The sequence below is a fragment of the Arthrobacter sp. YAF17 genome (assembly GCF_052113365.1).
Taxonomy (GTDB): domain Bacteria; phylum Actinomycetota; class Actinomycetes; order Actinomycetales; family Micrococcaceae; genus Arthrobacter.
This window is the reverse complement of sequence record NZ_JBFRDB010000016.1, coordinates 109071-123298: the sequence shown is the minus strand read 5'-3', so window position 1 is coordinate 123298 and position 14228 is coordinate 109071. Positions and strand designations below refer to the sequence as shown.

The window sequence follows — 14228 nt, the reverse complement described above, 5'->3', positions numbered from 1 at the left end:
ACGGAACGCACCGGGGCGCGCCCAGCTCCGGTTGTCAGACCAGCGAGTCCTTCCAGGCGCCGTGCAGCTGCGCGAAGCGGCCGCCGCCGCCGATCAGCTGCTCCGGGGTGCCGTCCTCGACCACGCGCCCGTCATGGACCACAAGGACGCGGTCCGCGGTCTCCACCGTCGACAGGCGGTGCGCGATGATGAGGGCGGTCCGGCCGCTGTCGGCGTCGATGCCCTGCAGCAGCCCGGCCAGGCCTGTCTGCACCAGCCGCTCGGACGGGATGTCCAGCGACGACGTGGCCTCGTCCAGAATCAGGACGGCGGGCCGGGCCAGGAAGGCCCGGGCGAAGCTGATGAGCTGACGCTGCCCAGCGGAGACCCGTCCGCCGCGCTTGTTGACGTCGGTGTCATAGCCGTCCGGCAGTTCCGTGATGAAATCGTGCGCGCCCACGGCCCTGGCGGCGTCCTCGATCTCCCCGCGGGAGGCTTCGGGCCGGCCGAGGGCGATGTTGTCCGCGACGGAACCGCTGAACAGGAAGGCCTCCTGGGTGACCATAACGACGTTCCGCCGCAGGTCCGCCGTCGCAAGCTCCCGCAGGTCCACGCCGTCGAGCGTGAGGGAGCCGGCGGAGACGTCGTAGAAGCGGGCGATCAGCTTCGCGAGGGTGGATTTGCCGGCGCCGGTCTGGCCCACAAGCGCCACCGTCTGGCCGGCAGGGATGTGCAGGTCCATGGCCGGGATGATGACCGGCCCGTCGCCGTAGCGGAACTCGACGCCCGTGAAGTCGATGGCTCCCTTGGCGTCGCGCAGGGCCACCGGGTTCTTGGGCGGCCGGACGGTGGGGACCTCCTCGAGCAGCCCGGAGACCTTCTCCAGCGCTGCCTGGGCGCTCTGGAACGAGTTGTAGAACATGGCCATCTGGTCCACCGGCTGGAAGAAGCGTTTGGTGGACAGGATCAGGGCCAGCAGCACACCGACGGCCAGATCGCCGCTGAGCACGCGGAAGCCGCCAAACAGCAGGACGACGGCGACGCAGACGTTCCCGATCAGCACCAGGCCGGGCTGGAAGACGCCGTTGAGGTTGATGGAGCGGACCGTGACCTTGCGGTAGTCCTCGGAGAGGCCGGCGTAGTGCTCGGCGTTTTCGCGTTCCTTGCGGAAAGCCTTGACCGCGCGGATGCCGGTCATGGTTTCGACGAAGTGCACGATCAGCCGGGCCGAGACAACGCGGGACTCGCGGAACGCGATCTGGGAGTGCTTCTGGTACCAGCGGGCCAGGAAGTACATCGGCACGCCGGCGGCGAGGACCAGGAGCCCGCTGCGCCAGTCGAGGGCGAACACGGTGATGGCGGTGAAGACCATAAACAGCATCCCGGAGGCCAGCGAGCTGATCCCTGAGTCCAGGAGTTCGCGGAGCGCCTCCAGGTCCGAGGTCTGCCGCGCGATGATGCGCCCCGAGGTGTACTTTTCGTGGAATTCCAGGCTGAGCCGCTGGGTGTGCCGGAAGACCCGTACCCGCAGGTCCAGGAGCATCGCCTGGCTCAGCCGCGCCGTCGAGGTCACGTACAGGGCGGTGAGGCAGGCCGTCGCGACGGCGGCGGCGAGGTAGGCGGCGCCGGTGAGCAGCAGGGGGAGGCTGTCGCCGGCGGTCAGGGCCGGAAGTGCCCGGTCGATGCCGAAGGCGATCAGCGCGGGCCCGGCGACCCGCGCCGCCTGGGACAGCACGACGGCGGCAATGGTCAGCCAGAACCGCTTGCGGACCGGGCGGATCAGTGAGCCCAGCAGGGCCAGGGAGCGGCGCCGGACGGTCTTGCTTTCGCCTTTGGACAGGTGCGCGTTGTCCTCGTTCGCGGTGCCGAAGGTGGCGCTGCTCATCGGGAAATCTCCTCGGCATTGAGATCTGACAATTCGGAATCCAGCAGCTCGGAGTCGAGGTCCCGCGGTTCAGGGTCGAGGCTGGCGATCACGTAGCGGTAGTGGCGGTTCCCGGCGAGCAGTTCGGTGTGGGTGCCGACGGCCGTGATGCGTCCGTCCTCCAGCAGCGCCACCCGGTCCGCCAGCGCGACCGTGGACGGCCGGTGGGCCACGATCAGCGTCGTGGTGTCGGTCAGCACCTCCCGCAGCCTGGTCTCGACCAGTTCCTCGGTGTGGACGTCGAGGGCGGACAACGGGTCGTCCAAAACCAGGACCCTGGGCCGGGCGGCGATGGCGCGGGCCAGGGCGATGCGCTGCCGCTGGCCGCCGGACAGGCTGAGGCCTTCCTCGCCGATCAGCGTGTCGATGCCCTCGGGGAGGGAGTACGCGAAGTGAGCCTGGGCGACGTCGAGCGCCTCCTCGAGGGCTTCTTCCCGGCGCTCGGCCGGAAGGCCGGCCGGTGCGCCGAGCAGGACGTTGTCGCGGACGGAGCTGGAGAACAGGGTGGTGTCTTCAAACGCGACGGCGACCACAGTGCGGAGCTCCTCGACGCTGAACTCCCGCAGGTCCACCCCGTCGATGGTGATGGAACCGTCGGTGACCTCGTACAGCCGGGGGACCAGCTGGAGCAGTGCACTCTTGCCGCTGCCCGTGATTCCCACCAGGGCCATGGTTTCACCGGGCTTGATGTCGAGGCTGATGTCTTTGAGGATCGGCTTGTCCGGGGCATCCTCGTAGGCGAAGGTGGCGTTGTTGAAGCTCAGGGCGCCCTTCAGCTCGGCGGGGCGGCGCGGCTGGTCCGGGCTGGTGATGGTGTTCACCGAGTCCATCACCTCGAAATGCCGGTCCACCGCGGTCTTGGCGGTGAGCGCCATGGCCAGCAGCATGCCGCAGAATTCCACCGGGGTGGCGATCACGGCGGCGGTGGCGAAGAAAGCCACGAGGGCGCCGATACTCAGCTCGCCGGTGGAGGCCAGCATGATGCCGACGACGAGGCCGGCACCGAGGGCCAGCTCGGGCAGGAGGGTGACCACCAGGCTGAAGGAGGCGAGGTGCTTGGCCTTGGCGATCTCAGTCTGCCGGAGTTCCTCGGCCTGTTCGTTGAAGTTCTCCAGTGCCTCGCGGCTGCGGCCGAACGCTTTGAGGACGCGGATCCCGTGGACCGATTCCTCGACCGTGGTGGCGAGGTCGCCGGCTTGGTCCTGGCTGCGGCGGGCCACCTTGCTGAAGCGGGTGCGGAAGCGGAAGCCGTAGATCATGATCGGCACCGCGGCGGCGAGGAAGATCAGTGCCAGCTGCCAGCTCATCGAGAACATGACGGCGACGCCGATCACGACGGTCAGCGTGGTGACAACCAGCATGATGGCGCCGAAGGCCATCCAGCGGCGCAGGAAATTCAGGTCGGTCATGGCCCGGGAGAGCAGCTGCCCGGAGCCCCAGCGGTCGTGGAAGGAGACCGTCAGGTCCTGCAGGTGGCCGTACAGGGACACACGCATCCGGGTCTCGACCGTGGTGGCGGGGTTGATCACGAACTGCCGGCGCAGGGCCACCAGTCCTGCTTCGGCAACGCCCAGGCCCAGGATGACGAGGGAGGCGGCCCAGACCGCGTCGGTGCTGCCGCCGGGCTGGAGGGACTGGTTCACCAGCACGCGCAGCACCTGGGGGATGGCCAGGGCCACCACGCTGGCGAGCAGTGCGCAGAGCAGGCCCATGACCAGCCGCGGAATGATCGGCTTGACGTGCGGATAGAGACGGCTGATGGAGGAGAAAAATGAGGTCTGCTTGGCCATGCCTGCTTCTTTAAACGCAACTGCGAAATATCTAACGCAACTGGATGTAGTTTCCTGTAGCAACTACCCTAGGCCATCGGGTGACCCGGTTCACATATATATCGACAGCATCAGGATCTCGCCCAGTAATTACATTCCGCAATGGCGTCGCGCCGCGCCGCCGCTGGGGGACATGCCCAGTCGTGGCGCCGGGGAGTGGACATAGGCCCGCTTTGTCCAGCGGTGGCGCGCAGGGGATGGCATGTCCCGTGGAAGCGGGGAAACGGGAGGGCTCAGGAACGCTCGGTGAGTGTGAGCAGCGCTGCCTCGGGCTTGCATGCGATCCGGACCGGGGCGAAACGCGAAGTGCCGATGCCGCCGGAGACATTGACCGGCGTCGTGAGTCCCTTGCTTTCCCAGTCGTGCAGGCCCTTGGCCCGCCATGTCGGAAGGTCGCAGTTGGCGACGAGTGCCCCGAAACCCGGGACGCAGATCTGGCCGCCGTGGGTGTGCCCGGCCAAGAGCAGCTCGGCGCCGTCCTCGGTGAAACGGTCCAGGACGCGCTGGTAGGGGGCGTGGATCACGGCGACGCGGAGGTGCGGTTTGCTGTCCTGGCCCTTGGTGCCGCGGGGCCAGCCGGCGTACCGCTCCAGGCCCAGATGCGGATCGTCGACGCCCGAAAAGTCAACGCGCAGGCCCTTAATCACCAGCGACTGGCAGCGGTTGGTCAAGTCCACCCAGCCGCCCATGCCAAAACCGGAACGGAGACGCGCCCAGTCCAGCTTGGCCGGGGCCTTGGGCTTCGAGGACGGGCCCAGGAAATACGACGCCGGATTCTTCATCCGCGGCGCGAAGTAGTCGTTCGAGCCTGGAACGAAGACTCCGGGGAACTCCATCAGCGGGCGGAGCGACTCCAGCAGGGGCTGTACCGCCTTGGCATGGCTGAGGTTGTCACCGGTGTTCACCACCAGGTCCGGCCGCAGTTCCGCCAGCGAGGACAGCCACTCGGCCTTCCGGTGCTGGCCGGGCACGAAGTGGATGTCGCTCAGGTGCAGCACCCGGATCGGCCCAAAGCCGGCAGGGAGGATCGGCAGGGTCTCTTCGCGCAGGACGAACTGGTTCTTCTCCCACAGCCCGTACCCGGTCATGGCGGCACCTGTCACGGCGCCGGCGGCAGCGGTTACGGCGAAGCCGCGCCCGATGCTTCGGACGCGGCTTGCCAGCGGGTTCTGCCCGGTCACGGCTTGTTGGGTGGGGCGGGCTGGCCGCCGTTGCCTGGCTGGTCTGAAGGCGGCGCCGGCTCGCTTGGTGCGGGCTCGCTCGGCGCGCTGGACGGTGCCGGCGTCGCCTGTGTCGACGGTTTGGGCGCGGGAGCCGGGCCGGTCAGCAGGTTCGACGGCGGGGCCGGGAACGGGTTGGTGCCGAACGCCGGCGCCACCTGGGCCATGTAGTTCGAGAACTGCGGTCCCGCGATCATGTAACCGTCGATCGCCTTGTAGAACTTGCCGTTCAGCGTCAGGTTGCGTCCGTAGCGGGTCTGGCCCTCGAGCGCGTCGCCGAAAAAGGACGCCGTCGCCAGGCCGCTGGTGAAGCCGACCACCCAGGTGGAGTTGTTGGTGTCGTTGGTGCCGGTCTTGGCAGCGATCGGGAAGCTGGTCCGGGTGGAGATCCGCGGCTGGATCAAGGAACCGGAACCGCGGTTAAGGACTTCCTGCAGCGCATAGGTCACGCCGCGGGCAACTTCCGGTTTGATCGCATCGCGGCAGCTGGTCGCCTGGGCCGGCAGCGGGGCGCCGGTGGCATCCGTGACCGATTCGATGGCGATCGCCTCGCAGTACTTGCCGTCGTTAGCGAAGGTCGCGAACGCGCTGGCCATGGTCAACGGCGAGGTCTGGGTGGCGCCGATCAGGTTCGACAGCCGTGTCATGGGAACGGGCTCGTTCGTCTGGCCGGCGTGGATTCCCACGGCGTCGACAATCTTCTGGATGCCGCAGAGGTCCACCTGCGCCGCGGAGGCAAAGGTGATGGTGTTGATCGAGTTGTAGAGGCCCTCGAGGACGGACAGGGGGCGGTACCAGTTCTCTTCGGCGTTCTGCAGGTCAGGCGCCGCGCCCAGGCCTTCTTCAGCCGTGTTGTAGGCACCGTCCACGGGGGAGGGGCAGGTGTTCTTCCACCGGAAGTTCAGCGGGTACTTGCGCACCGCACCATTGAGGACGGTGTTCATGGACTTGCCCTCGTTGAGCCACTCCGCAAACGTGAATGGCTTCATCGTGGAACCGGGCTGGAAACCGCCCAGCCCGCCGAGGTCGTTGCCCTTCGCGTCCTTCTTGTCCACATTGAAGTTGAATTCGTTTTTGAACTTCCCCTCGGCCTCCAGGAACTGGGTGTTCTGGGCCATGGAGACGATCTTGCCCGAGCCCGGCTGCACGGAGACCAGCGAGGCGCCCCACTTGTCCGGGTTCGCCCCGGCGGAGGCTTCAACCTGCGCCTGGGCCACGGCCTGGGCGTTCGGGTCCAGGGTGGTCTTGATGGTCAGGCCGCCACGGAAGACCTTGCGCACCCGGGCGTCGTAGTCGGCGCCGTAGGCCGGGTTGTTCAGCAGCAGGTGCAGCACGTAGTCGCAGAAATACGGGGCCGACGCCGAATAGGCACAGCCCTGACGGGCCGGCGTGACCTTCGTTTCCACCGGAGTGGCCACGGCGGCGTCGTACTCGGGCTGCTTGATCTTGTTCTGGGTCAGCATGGACTGGAGCACCAGGTCGCGCCGGATCTTGGCGTTCTCGGGGTTGGTGATCGGGTCGTAGAAGGACGGGCTGTTGACCAGGCCGGCCAGCAGCGCGGCCTGCGGCAGGGTCAAGTCCTTGGCGGTGGTGCTGAAGAAGAACTTGGAGGCGGCTTCGATGCCGTAGGCGTCACGGTTGAAGAAGACGATGTTCAGGTAGCCCTCGAGGATCTCTTCCTTGGTGAACTTCTTCTCCAGGGCGATGGCGAGCTTCATTTCCCGGAGTTTGTCGCCCACGCCCTTGTTCACACCGTTGAGGAGGACCTGGTCGCTCTTGCCCTCGGCCTCGAGGGAGGAGTTGATGACGTTGTTCACGTACTGCTGCGTGATGGTGGACGCGCCCTGCTTATTGCCGCGGGCCGTGCTGACCAGCGCGCGCATGATGCCGGTGGTGTCCACGCCGCCGTGCTCGTAGAAGCGGCTGTCCTCRATGGCGATGACAGCGTCCTTGACGTAGGGCGACATCTGGTCGAGGGAGACTTTGGTGCGGTTTTCCGCGTAGAGGCTGGCGATCACACTGCCGTCGGAGGCCAGGACCGTCGTCGACTGGCTCGGCGGGTCCACCTGCAGTTCGGCCGGGAGGGTGTCGAAAAATTTGATCGATCCGCTGGCCGAGCTGCCGGTAACGGCTGCCGCGGGGACCAGCAGTCCCGCCACCAGGACGCCACAAATGGCGCTCACGCCCAGGAAAAGAAGGATCTTTCCGAGGGTGGTGGCCGTGTCAAATAAAGGGTTCTTACCAGTCGCCATGTTTTCCACTTTACCGGCAAGGACTAGGCTTTAGATCATGACCAAATGGGAGTACGCCACGATTCCGCTCATTATTCACGCCACAAAGCAGATTTTGGACCAGTGGGGTGACGACGGCTGGGAGCTTGTCCAGGTTGTCCCCGGACCCGACGGAAACGGCCTGGTGGCCTACCTGAAGCGGGAGAAGCAGTAGCCATGAACACCCCCGCATCCGCCGCCCCGGGCGCCCCCGGGGCTCCCGAAACTGAGGCCCGCAGCACCGCCGGTACCGGCGCGTCGTCCGCCGTCGAGCAGCGCCTCGCCGAGCTCGGACTGACCCTGCCCGAGGTTGCCGCCCCGGTTGCTGCCTATGTCCCGGCTGTGATCTCCGGCAACCATGTCTACACCTCGGGCCAGTTGCCGTTCATCGACGGCAAGCTCGAAGCGACCGGCAAGGTGTCCTCCGGAACCGAAGGCGCCTCTGCCGAGGTCACGGTCTCACCGGAAGCAGCCCAGCGGTACGCCGCCGTCTGCGCCGTCAACGCCCTGGCTGCCGTAAAGAGCGTCATCGGGGACCTCGACCGCATCACCCGGATCGTCAAGGTTGTGGGGTTCGTCGCCTCCGACCCGTCCTTCACCGGCCAGCCCGGCGTGATCAACGGCGCGTCCGAACTGCTCGGCAAGGTCCTCGGCGACGCCGGCCAGCACGCACGGTCCGCCGTCGGGGTCGCTGTCCTTCCGCTCGACTCACCCGTTGAAGTCGAACTGATCGCCGAATTCGCCTAGAGGGCCGGTCAGTTTCTTGCCTCAGTTAGCCCGACGACTGTTTGCCCTCCCCCCGGATCTGGAGGGGGCGGCCCGCAGCTGGCTCGAACACGGCGAAAGGACGCCCCGCGCGCCCCGCTTCGCGTCCTCCGTGGTGCTGCTCCGCGATTCGCCCACCGGCCTGGAGACCTGGCTGGGGTACCGGCCCGGCTCCTCGCCGCTGGGTGTGCTCGCCTTCCCGGGCGGGTCCCTGGAGGCATCCGACGACGACGCCGTGGGCTGGCTGGGCCCCTCGCCGCAGCATTGGGCCGAGCAGATGGGAACGGCCGACGTCGGGCTGGCGCGCCGCCATGTGGTGGGCGCCATCCGTGAGCTGTTCGAGGAAACCGGCATCCTCCTGGCCGGGCCGGACCTGTCCACCACCGTCGAGGCGACCTCCACGGCCGAGTGGATGAGGGCCCGCGTGGCCGTGGCGGAGCAGGAGAAGTCCTTCACCGAGGTGCTCGCCAAGCGCGGTCTCTCGGTGCGGACGGACCTGCTCAAACCTCTGGTCAACTGGCTCAGCCCGGACTTCGCGCACCGCCGCTTCAACACCCGCTACTTCGCGGCCACCGTTCCGATGAACCAGCAGCCGTCGCTGCTGGCCAGCAAAGGCGTGTGGGGCCGCTGGGTGTGCGCCCGGAAGGTTGTCGACGGCCGCAACACCTCTGAGCTCGGCGATGAGGTGGCCCAGGAGAACACCGCCGGGCTCACACTCGGCCAGCTCCTGGTTCCCGGCTCGGAAATCATGCTCGAGAAGATGGCTGCGGCCAACGGCTGCATCGCCTACCTCAGCTACAAGCGCAAGGCCCACGTCTACCAGCCGAAGCTCGTCGAGGAAGACGGCCGGCTTATGCTCGAGGTCGAGGCGGCCAAGACCGTCGCCGGAGAGCCCCAGCGCGAACGCTGATTGGGTGTCGGTATGCTGTGCCCATGACAGCGCCGCAGATCTATGTCACCTTCCCCGGCACGGCCCGTGAAGCCCTTGGCTTCTACGCGGACGTCTTCGGCGGAGAGCTTGCCTTGTTCACCTATGAGGAGTTCAGCCGCACTGACGGCCCGCCGGATGCCATCGCCCACGGCCAGCTGAGCGGAACTGTGGGTTTGGCGGGATCGGATGCGGCCGCAGGCGAGCAGAGTGTCCGGATCGAGGGCCTCAGGCTCTCACTGCTGGGGACCGCGGAACCTGCCGTCCTCCACGAGTGGTTCGACAAACTCGCCGCGGGCGGCCGGGTGGTCGACCCTCTGGCCATGAAGCCCTGGGGCGCCTCCGACGGCCAGGTCATCGACCGTCATGGACTTCACTGGCTCATCGGCTACGAACCGGAGTCCTGAGCAACGCCGAAGGCCGGCTCCGTGTATTCACGGGCCGGCCTTCGGTGTGCTGCAGGCGCAATGCCCGCCAGGCTTAGCGGGAACGCTGGCGGAGGCGCTGCATGTCGAGGATGACGACGGCGCGGGCCTCCAGGCGCAGCCAGCCGCGCTGCACGAATTCGGCGAGGGCCTTGTTGACCGTCTCGCGGGAAGCGCCGACCAGCTGGGCCAGTTCTTCCTGGGTGAGCTCGTGGGCCACCAGGACACCGTCGGTTGCGGGACGGCCGAAGCGGTCCGCCAGGTCCAGCAGCGCCTTGGCCACACGGCCCGGTACATCCGAGAAGACCAGGTCGGAGAGCGAATCGTTGGTGCGGCGCAGGCGGCGTGCCAGGGCCTGCAGCAGCTGGGCGGAGACCTCCGGGCGGGTGCGCAGCAGGGCGTTCAGGCTCTCGTTCTTAAGCCCGGCCAGCCGGGTCTCGGAGACGGCCGTGGCCGTGGCCGTGCGCGGGCTGGGGTCGAACAGTGCCATTTCGCCGAACAGCTCTCCCGGGCCGAGGATGGCGAGCAGGGACTCGCGGCCGTCGGGGGAGGTGCGGCCGAGCTTCACTTTGCCGGAGACGATGAAGTAGAGCTGGTCACCCTGGTCGCCTTCCCGGAAAACCGAGGCTCCGCGTGAGAGGTCCACCTCGGTGAGTTCGTCCGTCAGCAGACGGAACGCCTCGTCGTCGAGCGTGGCGAAAAGGGGTGCGCGGCGCAATACCTCGATATCCATGAAATCTCCTGACTTACTGTGTCGGCTGGGGCGCTTCAGCCATTGTTTCAGAATTTTGGCCGGTCTGTGACGTACTTGGCACCGAAACGCGCCAAACGTCGTGGCCAAGGCGCATCTGTGCCGTCACAGGCCCTCCGGACGCCCTCGGCAAACTGTCAGCCTGCGCCGGTAGAATTGGGGTTTTCCTGCCTATAAGGAGCATTGGTGTTCGGCTTGACCATCTTGGACGTCGTGTTGATCGTGACGCTGCTGTCCTACCTGTTCCATGGCTTGCGCAACGGCTTCCTGGTGACCGCCGGCGGCATCGCCGGGTTCGCCGCGGGCGCCGTGGCCGCGTTTGTGTCCGTCCCCATTGTCAGCAAACTGGTGGAGGACAGCGGGTGGCGCCTCACGGCGATCATCGCCACCGCCGTGCTGCTGATGGTCCTCGGGCACGGGCTGGGCACCGCGATCGGGCGCAGAATCCGCAGCGTCGTCAAGATCAGCCCGCTGCGGTCCATGGACCGGTTGGCCGGAGGCGGCGTCAACGTGGTGGTGTCGGCCCTGGTGATGTCGATGCTGGCCTTCAGTATCGGCGCGCTCGGTGTTCCCTTCGTCTCCCAGCCGCTTGCCGAGTCCAAAGTGATCCGCTTCATCGACGGCGTGACCCCCGTGCCCCTGAAGACCTCGATGGCACAGCTGCGCTCCGCCGTGATCGGTGAGGGCATCCCGACGCTGTTCGAGGGCATCGGGCAGGGCCAGCCGGTGGCCATCCCGGACACCAGCACCGACACCCCGGCGCTGAACAGGGCAGCGGCATCGGTCTTGAAGATCGCCGGCACCGCGTATCAGTGCGGGCAAAGCCAGACCGGAAGCGGTTTCGTGGTTTCCCCCGGCCGGGTGGTCACGAATGCCCACGTGGTTGCCGGCGTGCCGGAACCGGTGGTGGAGATCCCCGGCGGCGGCGCCCTGCCCGGGCGGGTGGTGTACTTCGACACCCAGCACGATCTCGCGGTCGTGGCCGTCGACGGCCTCCGCACGGCCCCGCTGCCGCTCAGCTCCGACCTGCCGGCCGGGAGCCCGGCGGCGTTTGCCGGGTATCCCCACGGAGGCCCGTTCCAGTCCAAGCCCGCCACGGTGCAGGACATTGCGACGGTGCTGGTCCCCGACATCTACGGCAACAACCCCTCGCCGGCGGACGTTTACCGGATCGCCGGCGACGTCCAGCCGGGCAATTCCGGGGGCCCGCTGCTGACCAACGACGGCCAGGTGGCCGGAGTGGTTTTCGCCAAGGCCACGGGCGGGTCCTCGCTCGGCTATGCCATCACCATGACGGATCTGGAGCCGGTCGCGGCCCAGGCCCCGGGCCTCGGCAGCGCCGTTTCCCCGGGCCAGTGCATCCAGAAGTAACCGGGGACCGGCGCCGGGACGGAACCTGCTACAGCCACTCCAGGCTCTGGCCGTGCGGGCCGGTGATCGCCACCGGGTTGCCGTTGTGAAGCAGCAGGAACCGCCCGCGGAGCCGTTCGTCATCCATTTCCGGGACCACGCTGGAGCCATCCGCCTGGAGGACCACCATGTGCCCCTCGTTGGAGAGCCAGTGGCAGCCGCGTTCGACGGCGAGCCGCGCCATGGTGGCGCGGAACCGGTCCCGGGCCTCCGCGTCGAGGTAGGCCATGACCGCGCTGTGGAAGACCACCAGGGTGGCGCCCGGCGGCGCCTGTGCCACGAGGGACAGGAGCCGGTCGTTGAGGTCTCCGGCGACGAGCAGCGGCGGTTCAGCCTGGGCGACCGCGACCGCCCGGCGCAGCCTCTCGCGGCGGAAGTCCTGCTCCGGCCAGATCAGGGCCTCCAGCCAGGCAACGTCGTCGGGGTTCCGGACGTCGAGCGGGTTGAGGTCGATCCCTGCACGCCACATGACCCGCGGGAGTTCCGCCGGGAGCGGGACCGGGCCGGTGACGGCGCAGCCCAGGACGGGGTAGCTGCCGGGAACGCTGCCGGCCGGGGCCAGCCGGGTGGCCCGGGCTCCGGCGTCGTACTCGTAGCCGTAGCGGTCCGGAAACAGGTTGAGCCCGGCCGAGGCCCCCACCTCGATCAGGGCGAGGGGGCGCCCGCCGGCCGCCGCGATCTGCGCCAGCGAAGGCAGCAGGGTGGCGCAGCGCCCGGTCTCATTGGTCTGCGTGGCGCGGGAGCGCACCGTCCGGGAGACGTCGGCCCAGTGTGAGTCCAGGAACGCACGGAAGTCCCGGTAGGGGCTGATCCGCGCGCCGAGGAAGCGGGCGGCCGCGAGCATGAGCAGGGGCTGGCGTTTGTTGTGCGGCCACTCGTCGATCCGCCGGAGCAGTTCCGGGTCGTCCGCGATGCCTACCGACCATTCGGCGTAGCACTCCGAATTGCCCGGCGCGTCGATGGTGCCGAAGTGCCGGTACCACGCGGCCGTGCCTGATTCGGCCGTGCCCGATTCCCCGCGGGCGGGCTCGCCGGCGGACATGCTCAGTCCCGGCCGGCCTGCAGCCCGGCGAGGTATTCGACGGCGAACCGGTACCCCAGAATCCCGGCGCCGGCAATGACCGCCTTGCTGATGTCCGAGAGGTACGAGTGGTGCCGGAACTCCTCGCGGGCGTGGACATTCGTGATGTGGACCTCGACGGCTGGCAGCTGCACCGCGGAGATGGCGTCCCGGATCGCCACCGAGGTGTGCGTGTAAGCGCCGGCGTTGATGACGATGCCGACGGCCTTGCCGCGGGCGGCATGGATGGCGTCCACCAGGGCACCCTCATGGTTCGACTGGAAACACTCGACGTCGAGGCCGTGCGCCGCGCCCGCGTCCTTGGCGAGCTGTTCGACGTCGGCAAGGGTGGCGGTGCCGTACTTCTCCGGTTCCCGGGTGCCGAGCAGGTTCAGGTTGGGTCCGTTGAGGACCAGGATGGTGCCGCGGCCGGCGCCGTCGGGGGTGGCTTCGCTCATGCCTGCCAATGTATCGCGTTGCGTTACGGGCCGCCGCACCCGGCGGGAATCGGCACTCAAATGACACCCCCCGGGATGGGCCCGGACAGGCAGGCCGCTCTGGCCCGCACCGGCCCGCCTGCCTAGACTGAAAGGACCATCGTGCGGAGCGCCCGTACTGGTCAGCCCGCGCGGCAAGCCCGATCTCGGAGCACATCATGCGCACTACTCACACAGGAAAATCCATCCGCCGGCTGGCCGTGGGCATCCTTGCCCTGGCGGCGTTTCTCGTGCCGGCGCCCCTTGCCTCCGCCTCCGGGGCGGACCGGGACGGCCGCTCCCCGGTGCTCCATCTCCCCGGCGCCACCGGAGCTGAAGGGATCGCCGCAGGGGAGGGCAGCACGTTTTTCGCCGGCGACCGGCTCAACGGCAACATCTTCCGGGGAGACATCGACACCGGCAAGGCAAAACTGTTCATCAAAGCACCGGAGGGCCGGGCCGCCCTCGGCATGAAGGTCGACAGGGACAACGACCTTCTCTTCGTGGCCGGCGGCGCCACCGGCCAGGCCTATGTATACGATCTGGACACGAAGGAGACCGTGGCCGTGTACGAACTGGCGCCCGCCGGTGCCAGCTTCATCAACGACGTCACCCTGACCCGCGGCGGCGCGTGGTTCACCAACTCCCGGGCCGGTGAGCTCTACCGGGTCCCGATCAACCGTGACGGGCGGCCGGACGACGTCCGGACCCTGTCGCTTGAGGCCCCCGCCGGCACTGTTGACGAAGGGTTCAACCTCAACGGAATAGCCGCCGCCGACGAAGGCCACAAGCTGATCGTCGCCCACACGGGCCGCGGCGCCCTGTACGCCGTCGACCCGACCGACGGATTCAACAAGAAAATCGAGGTCACAGACTCCGCCGGGGTTCCGGTCGCCCTGACGAACGTCGACGGCATCGTCGTCCGGGACGGCACGCTCTGGGCCGTCCAGAACCTCTCCAACCAGGTCAGCCGGGTGGACCTGAACGGGCGCCTCAGCTCCGGTGAGGTCAGGGGGGTCATCACCAGCGAGAACTTCGACGTCCCCACAACGGCGGCCCTGTTCGGCGATACCCTCGCCCTCGTCAACGCGAAATTCACCACCCCCGCGGCAACGAGCTTCGAAGCTGTCCTCGTCAAGGCCTGCGCCGGCGGCTGAACGCCGCTGAATAAACACCCCTGAACAACGCCCG

General features: G+C 67.9%; 13 protein-coding genes. 6 read left to right on the top strand and 7 right to left on the bottom strand.

Going from position 1 to position 14228, the window contains the following annotated elements:
* Positions 1 to 34: 34 nt before the first annotated feature.
* The 4 genes from AB4Y67_RS14385 to AB4Y67_RS14370 form a co-directional block, all read right to left on the bottom strand.
* Complete coding sequence (locus AB4Y67_RS14385) at positions 35 to 1864, bottom strand: ABC transporter ATP-binding protein (RefSeq protein ID WP_441406453.1); 1830 nt, start codon at positions 1862 to 1864, stop codon at positions 35 to 37.
* Positions 1861 to 3693 carry an ABC transporter ATP-binding protein gene (locus tag AB4Y67_RS14380; RefSeq protein WP_441406452.1) on the bottom strand — a complete coding sequence of 611 codons (1833 nt, stop codon included), beginning with the start codon at positions 3691 to 3693 and terminating at the stop codon, positions 1861 to 1863. The genes AB4Y67_RS14385 and AB4Y67_RS14380 overlap by 4 nt, the downstream gene beginning before the upstream one ends.
* Before the next feature lie 272 nt (positions 3694 to 3965).
* Positions 3966 to 4913, bottom strand: a complete 948-nt coding sequence (locus AB4Y67_RS14375) for a metallophosphoesterase (protein WP_441406451.1) — start codon at positions 4911 to 4913, stop codon at positions 3966 to 3968.
* Complete coding sequence (locus AB4Y67_RS14370; protein ID WP_441406450.1) at positions 4910 to 7204, bottom strand: transglycosylase domain-containing protein; 2295 nt, start codon at positions 7202 to 7204, stop codon at positions 4910 to 4912. The genes AB4Y67_RS14375 and AB4Y67_RS14370 overlap by 4 nt, the downstream gene beginning before the upstream one ends.
* A gap of 37 nt (positions 7205 to 7241) precedes the next feature.
* Here AB4Y67_RS14370 and AB4Y67_RS14365 point away from each other — a divergent pair, with 37 nt between their 5' ends.
* Genes AB4Y67_RS14365 through AB4Y67_RS14350 form a run of 4 tightly spaced genes read left to right on the top strand, consistent with a single transcriptional unit; the run spans position 7242 to position 9322 of the window.
* Complete coding sequence (locus tag AB4Y67_RS14365; protein WP_003797879.1) at positions 7242 to 7397, top strand: DUF4177 domain-containing protein; 156 nt, start codon at positions 7242 to 7244, stop codon at positions 7395 to 7397.
* A 2-nt stretch (positions 7398 to 7399) separates the two neighbouring features.
* The gene (locus tag AB4Y67_RS14360; RefSeq protein ID WP_441406449.1) at positions 7400 to 7969 is read left to right on the top strand and encodes a RidA family protein; all 570 of its coding nucleotides are present in this window, start codon (positions 7400 to 7402) and stop codon (positions 7967 to 7969) included.
* Positions 7970 to 7985: 16 nt separating this feature from the next.
* Complete coding sequence (locus AB4Y67_RS14355; RefSeq protein WP_441406448.1) at positions 7986 to 8897, top strand: NUDIX hydrolase; 912 nt, start codon at positions 7986 to 7988, stop codon at positions 8895 to 8897.
* A 23-nt stretch (positions 8898 to 8920) separates the two neighbouring features.
* Positions 8921 to 9322, top strand: a complete 402-nt coding sequence (locus AB4Y67_RS14350) for a VOC family protein (protein ID WP_441406447.1) — start codon at positions 8921 to 8923, stop codon at positions 9320 to 9322.
* Positions 9323 to 9395: 73 nt separating this feature from the next.
* On the opposite strand, the gene AB4Y67_RS14345 is transcribed toward AB4Y67_RS14350, so the two are convergent.
* Positions 9396 to 10073, bottom strand: a complete 678-nt coding sequence (locus AB4Y67_RS14345) for a Crp/Fnr family transcriptional regulator (protein WP_011693220.1) — start codon at positions 10071 to 10073, stop codon at positions 9396 to 9398.
* 204 nt (positions 10074 to 10277) lie between these two features.
* Here AB4Y67_RS14345 and AB4Y67_RS14340 point away from each other — a divergent pair, with 204 nt between their 5' ends.
* A complete protein-coding gene (locus AB4Y67_RS14340) occupies positions 10278 to 11462 on the top strand; it encodes a MarP family serine protease (protein ID WP_441406446.1) in 1185 nt (394 codons plus the stop codon).
* A 28-nt stretch (positions 11463 to 11490) separates the two neighbouring features.
* Here AB4Y67_RS14340 and AB4Y67_RS14335 read toward each other — a convergent pair whose 3' ends face one another.
* Entirely contained in the window at positions 11491 to 12543 is a 1053-nt protein-coding gene (locus tag AB4Y67_RS14335) for a DUF2332 domain-containing protein (RefSeq protein WP_441406445.1), read from the bottom strand.
* A 2-nt stretch (positions 12544 to 12545) separates the two neighbouring features.
* The gene (gene aroQ / locus AB4Y67_RS14330) at positions 12546 to 13019 is read right to left on the bottom strand and encodes a type II 3-dehydroquinate dehydratase (protein ID WP_441406444.1); all 474 of its coding nucleotides are present in this window, start codon (positions 13017 to 13019) and stop codon (positions 12546 to 12548) included.
* A 197-nt stretch (positions 13020 to 13216) separates the two neighbouring features.
* Here aroQ and AB4Y67_RS14325 point away from each other — a divergent pair, with 197 nt between their 5' ends.
* Positions 13217 to 14194, top strand: coding sequence for an SMP-30/gluconolactonase/LRE family protein (locus AB4Y67_RS14325; RefSeq protein WP_441406443.1), 978 nt, complete (start codon positions 13217 to 13219; stop codon positions 14192 to 14194).
* Positions 14195 to 14228: the final 34 nt, after the last annotated feature.

Excerpts from the sequence above, each read along its gene's own strand:
- AB4Y67_RS14350 (WP_441406447.1), top strand. The coding sequence starts at position 8,921 with ATGACAGCGCCGCAGATCTATGTCACCTTCCCCGGCACGGCCCGTGAA.
- AB4Y67_RS14365 (WP_003797879.1), top strand. The coding sequence starts at position 7,242 with ATGACCAAATGGGAGTACGCCACGATTCCGCTCATTATTCACGCCACA.
- AB4Y67_RS14325 (WP_441406443.1), top strand. The coding sequence starts at position 13,217 with ATGCGCACTACTCACACAGGAAAATCCATCCGCCGGCTGGCCGTGGGC.
- AB4Y67_RS14385 (WP_441406453.1), bottom strand. The coding sequence starts at position 1,864 with ATGAGCAGCGCCACCTTCGGCACCGCGAACGAGGACAACGCGCACCTG.
- AB4Y67_RS14360 (WP_441406449.1), top strand. The coding sequence starts at position 7,400 with ATGAACACCCCCGCATCCGCCGCCCCGGGCGCCCCCGGGGCTCCCGAA.
- AB4Y67_RS14335 (WP_441406445.1), bottom strand. The coding sequence starts at position 12,543 with ATGTCCGCCGGCGAGCCCGCCCGCGGGGAATCGGGCACGGCCGAATCA.
- AB4Y67_RS14345 (WP_011693220.1), bottom strand. The coding sequence starts at position 10,073 with ATGGATATCGAGGTATTGCGCCGCGCACCCCTTTTCGCCACGCTCGAC.
- AB4Y67_RS14380 (WP_441406452.1), bottom strand. The coding sequence starts at position 3,693 with ATGGCCAAGCAGACCTCATTTTTCTCCTCCATCAGCCGTCTCTATCCG.
- aroQ (WP_441406444.1), bottom strand. The coding sequence starts at position 13,019 with ATGAGCGAAGCCACCCCCGACGGCGCCGGCCGCGGCACCATCCTGGTC.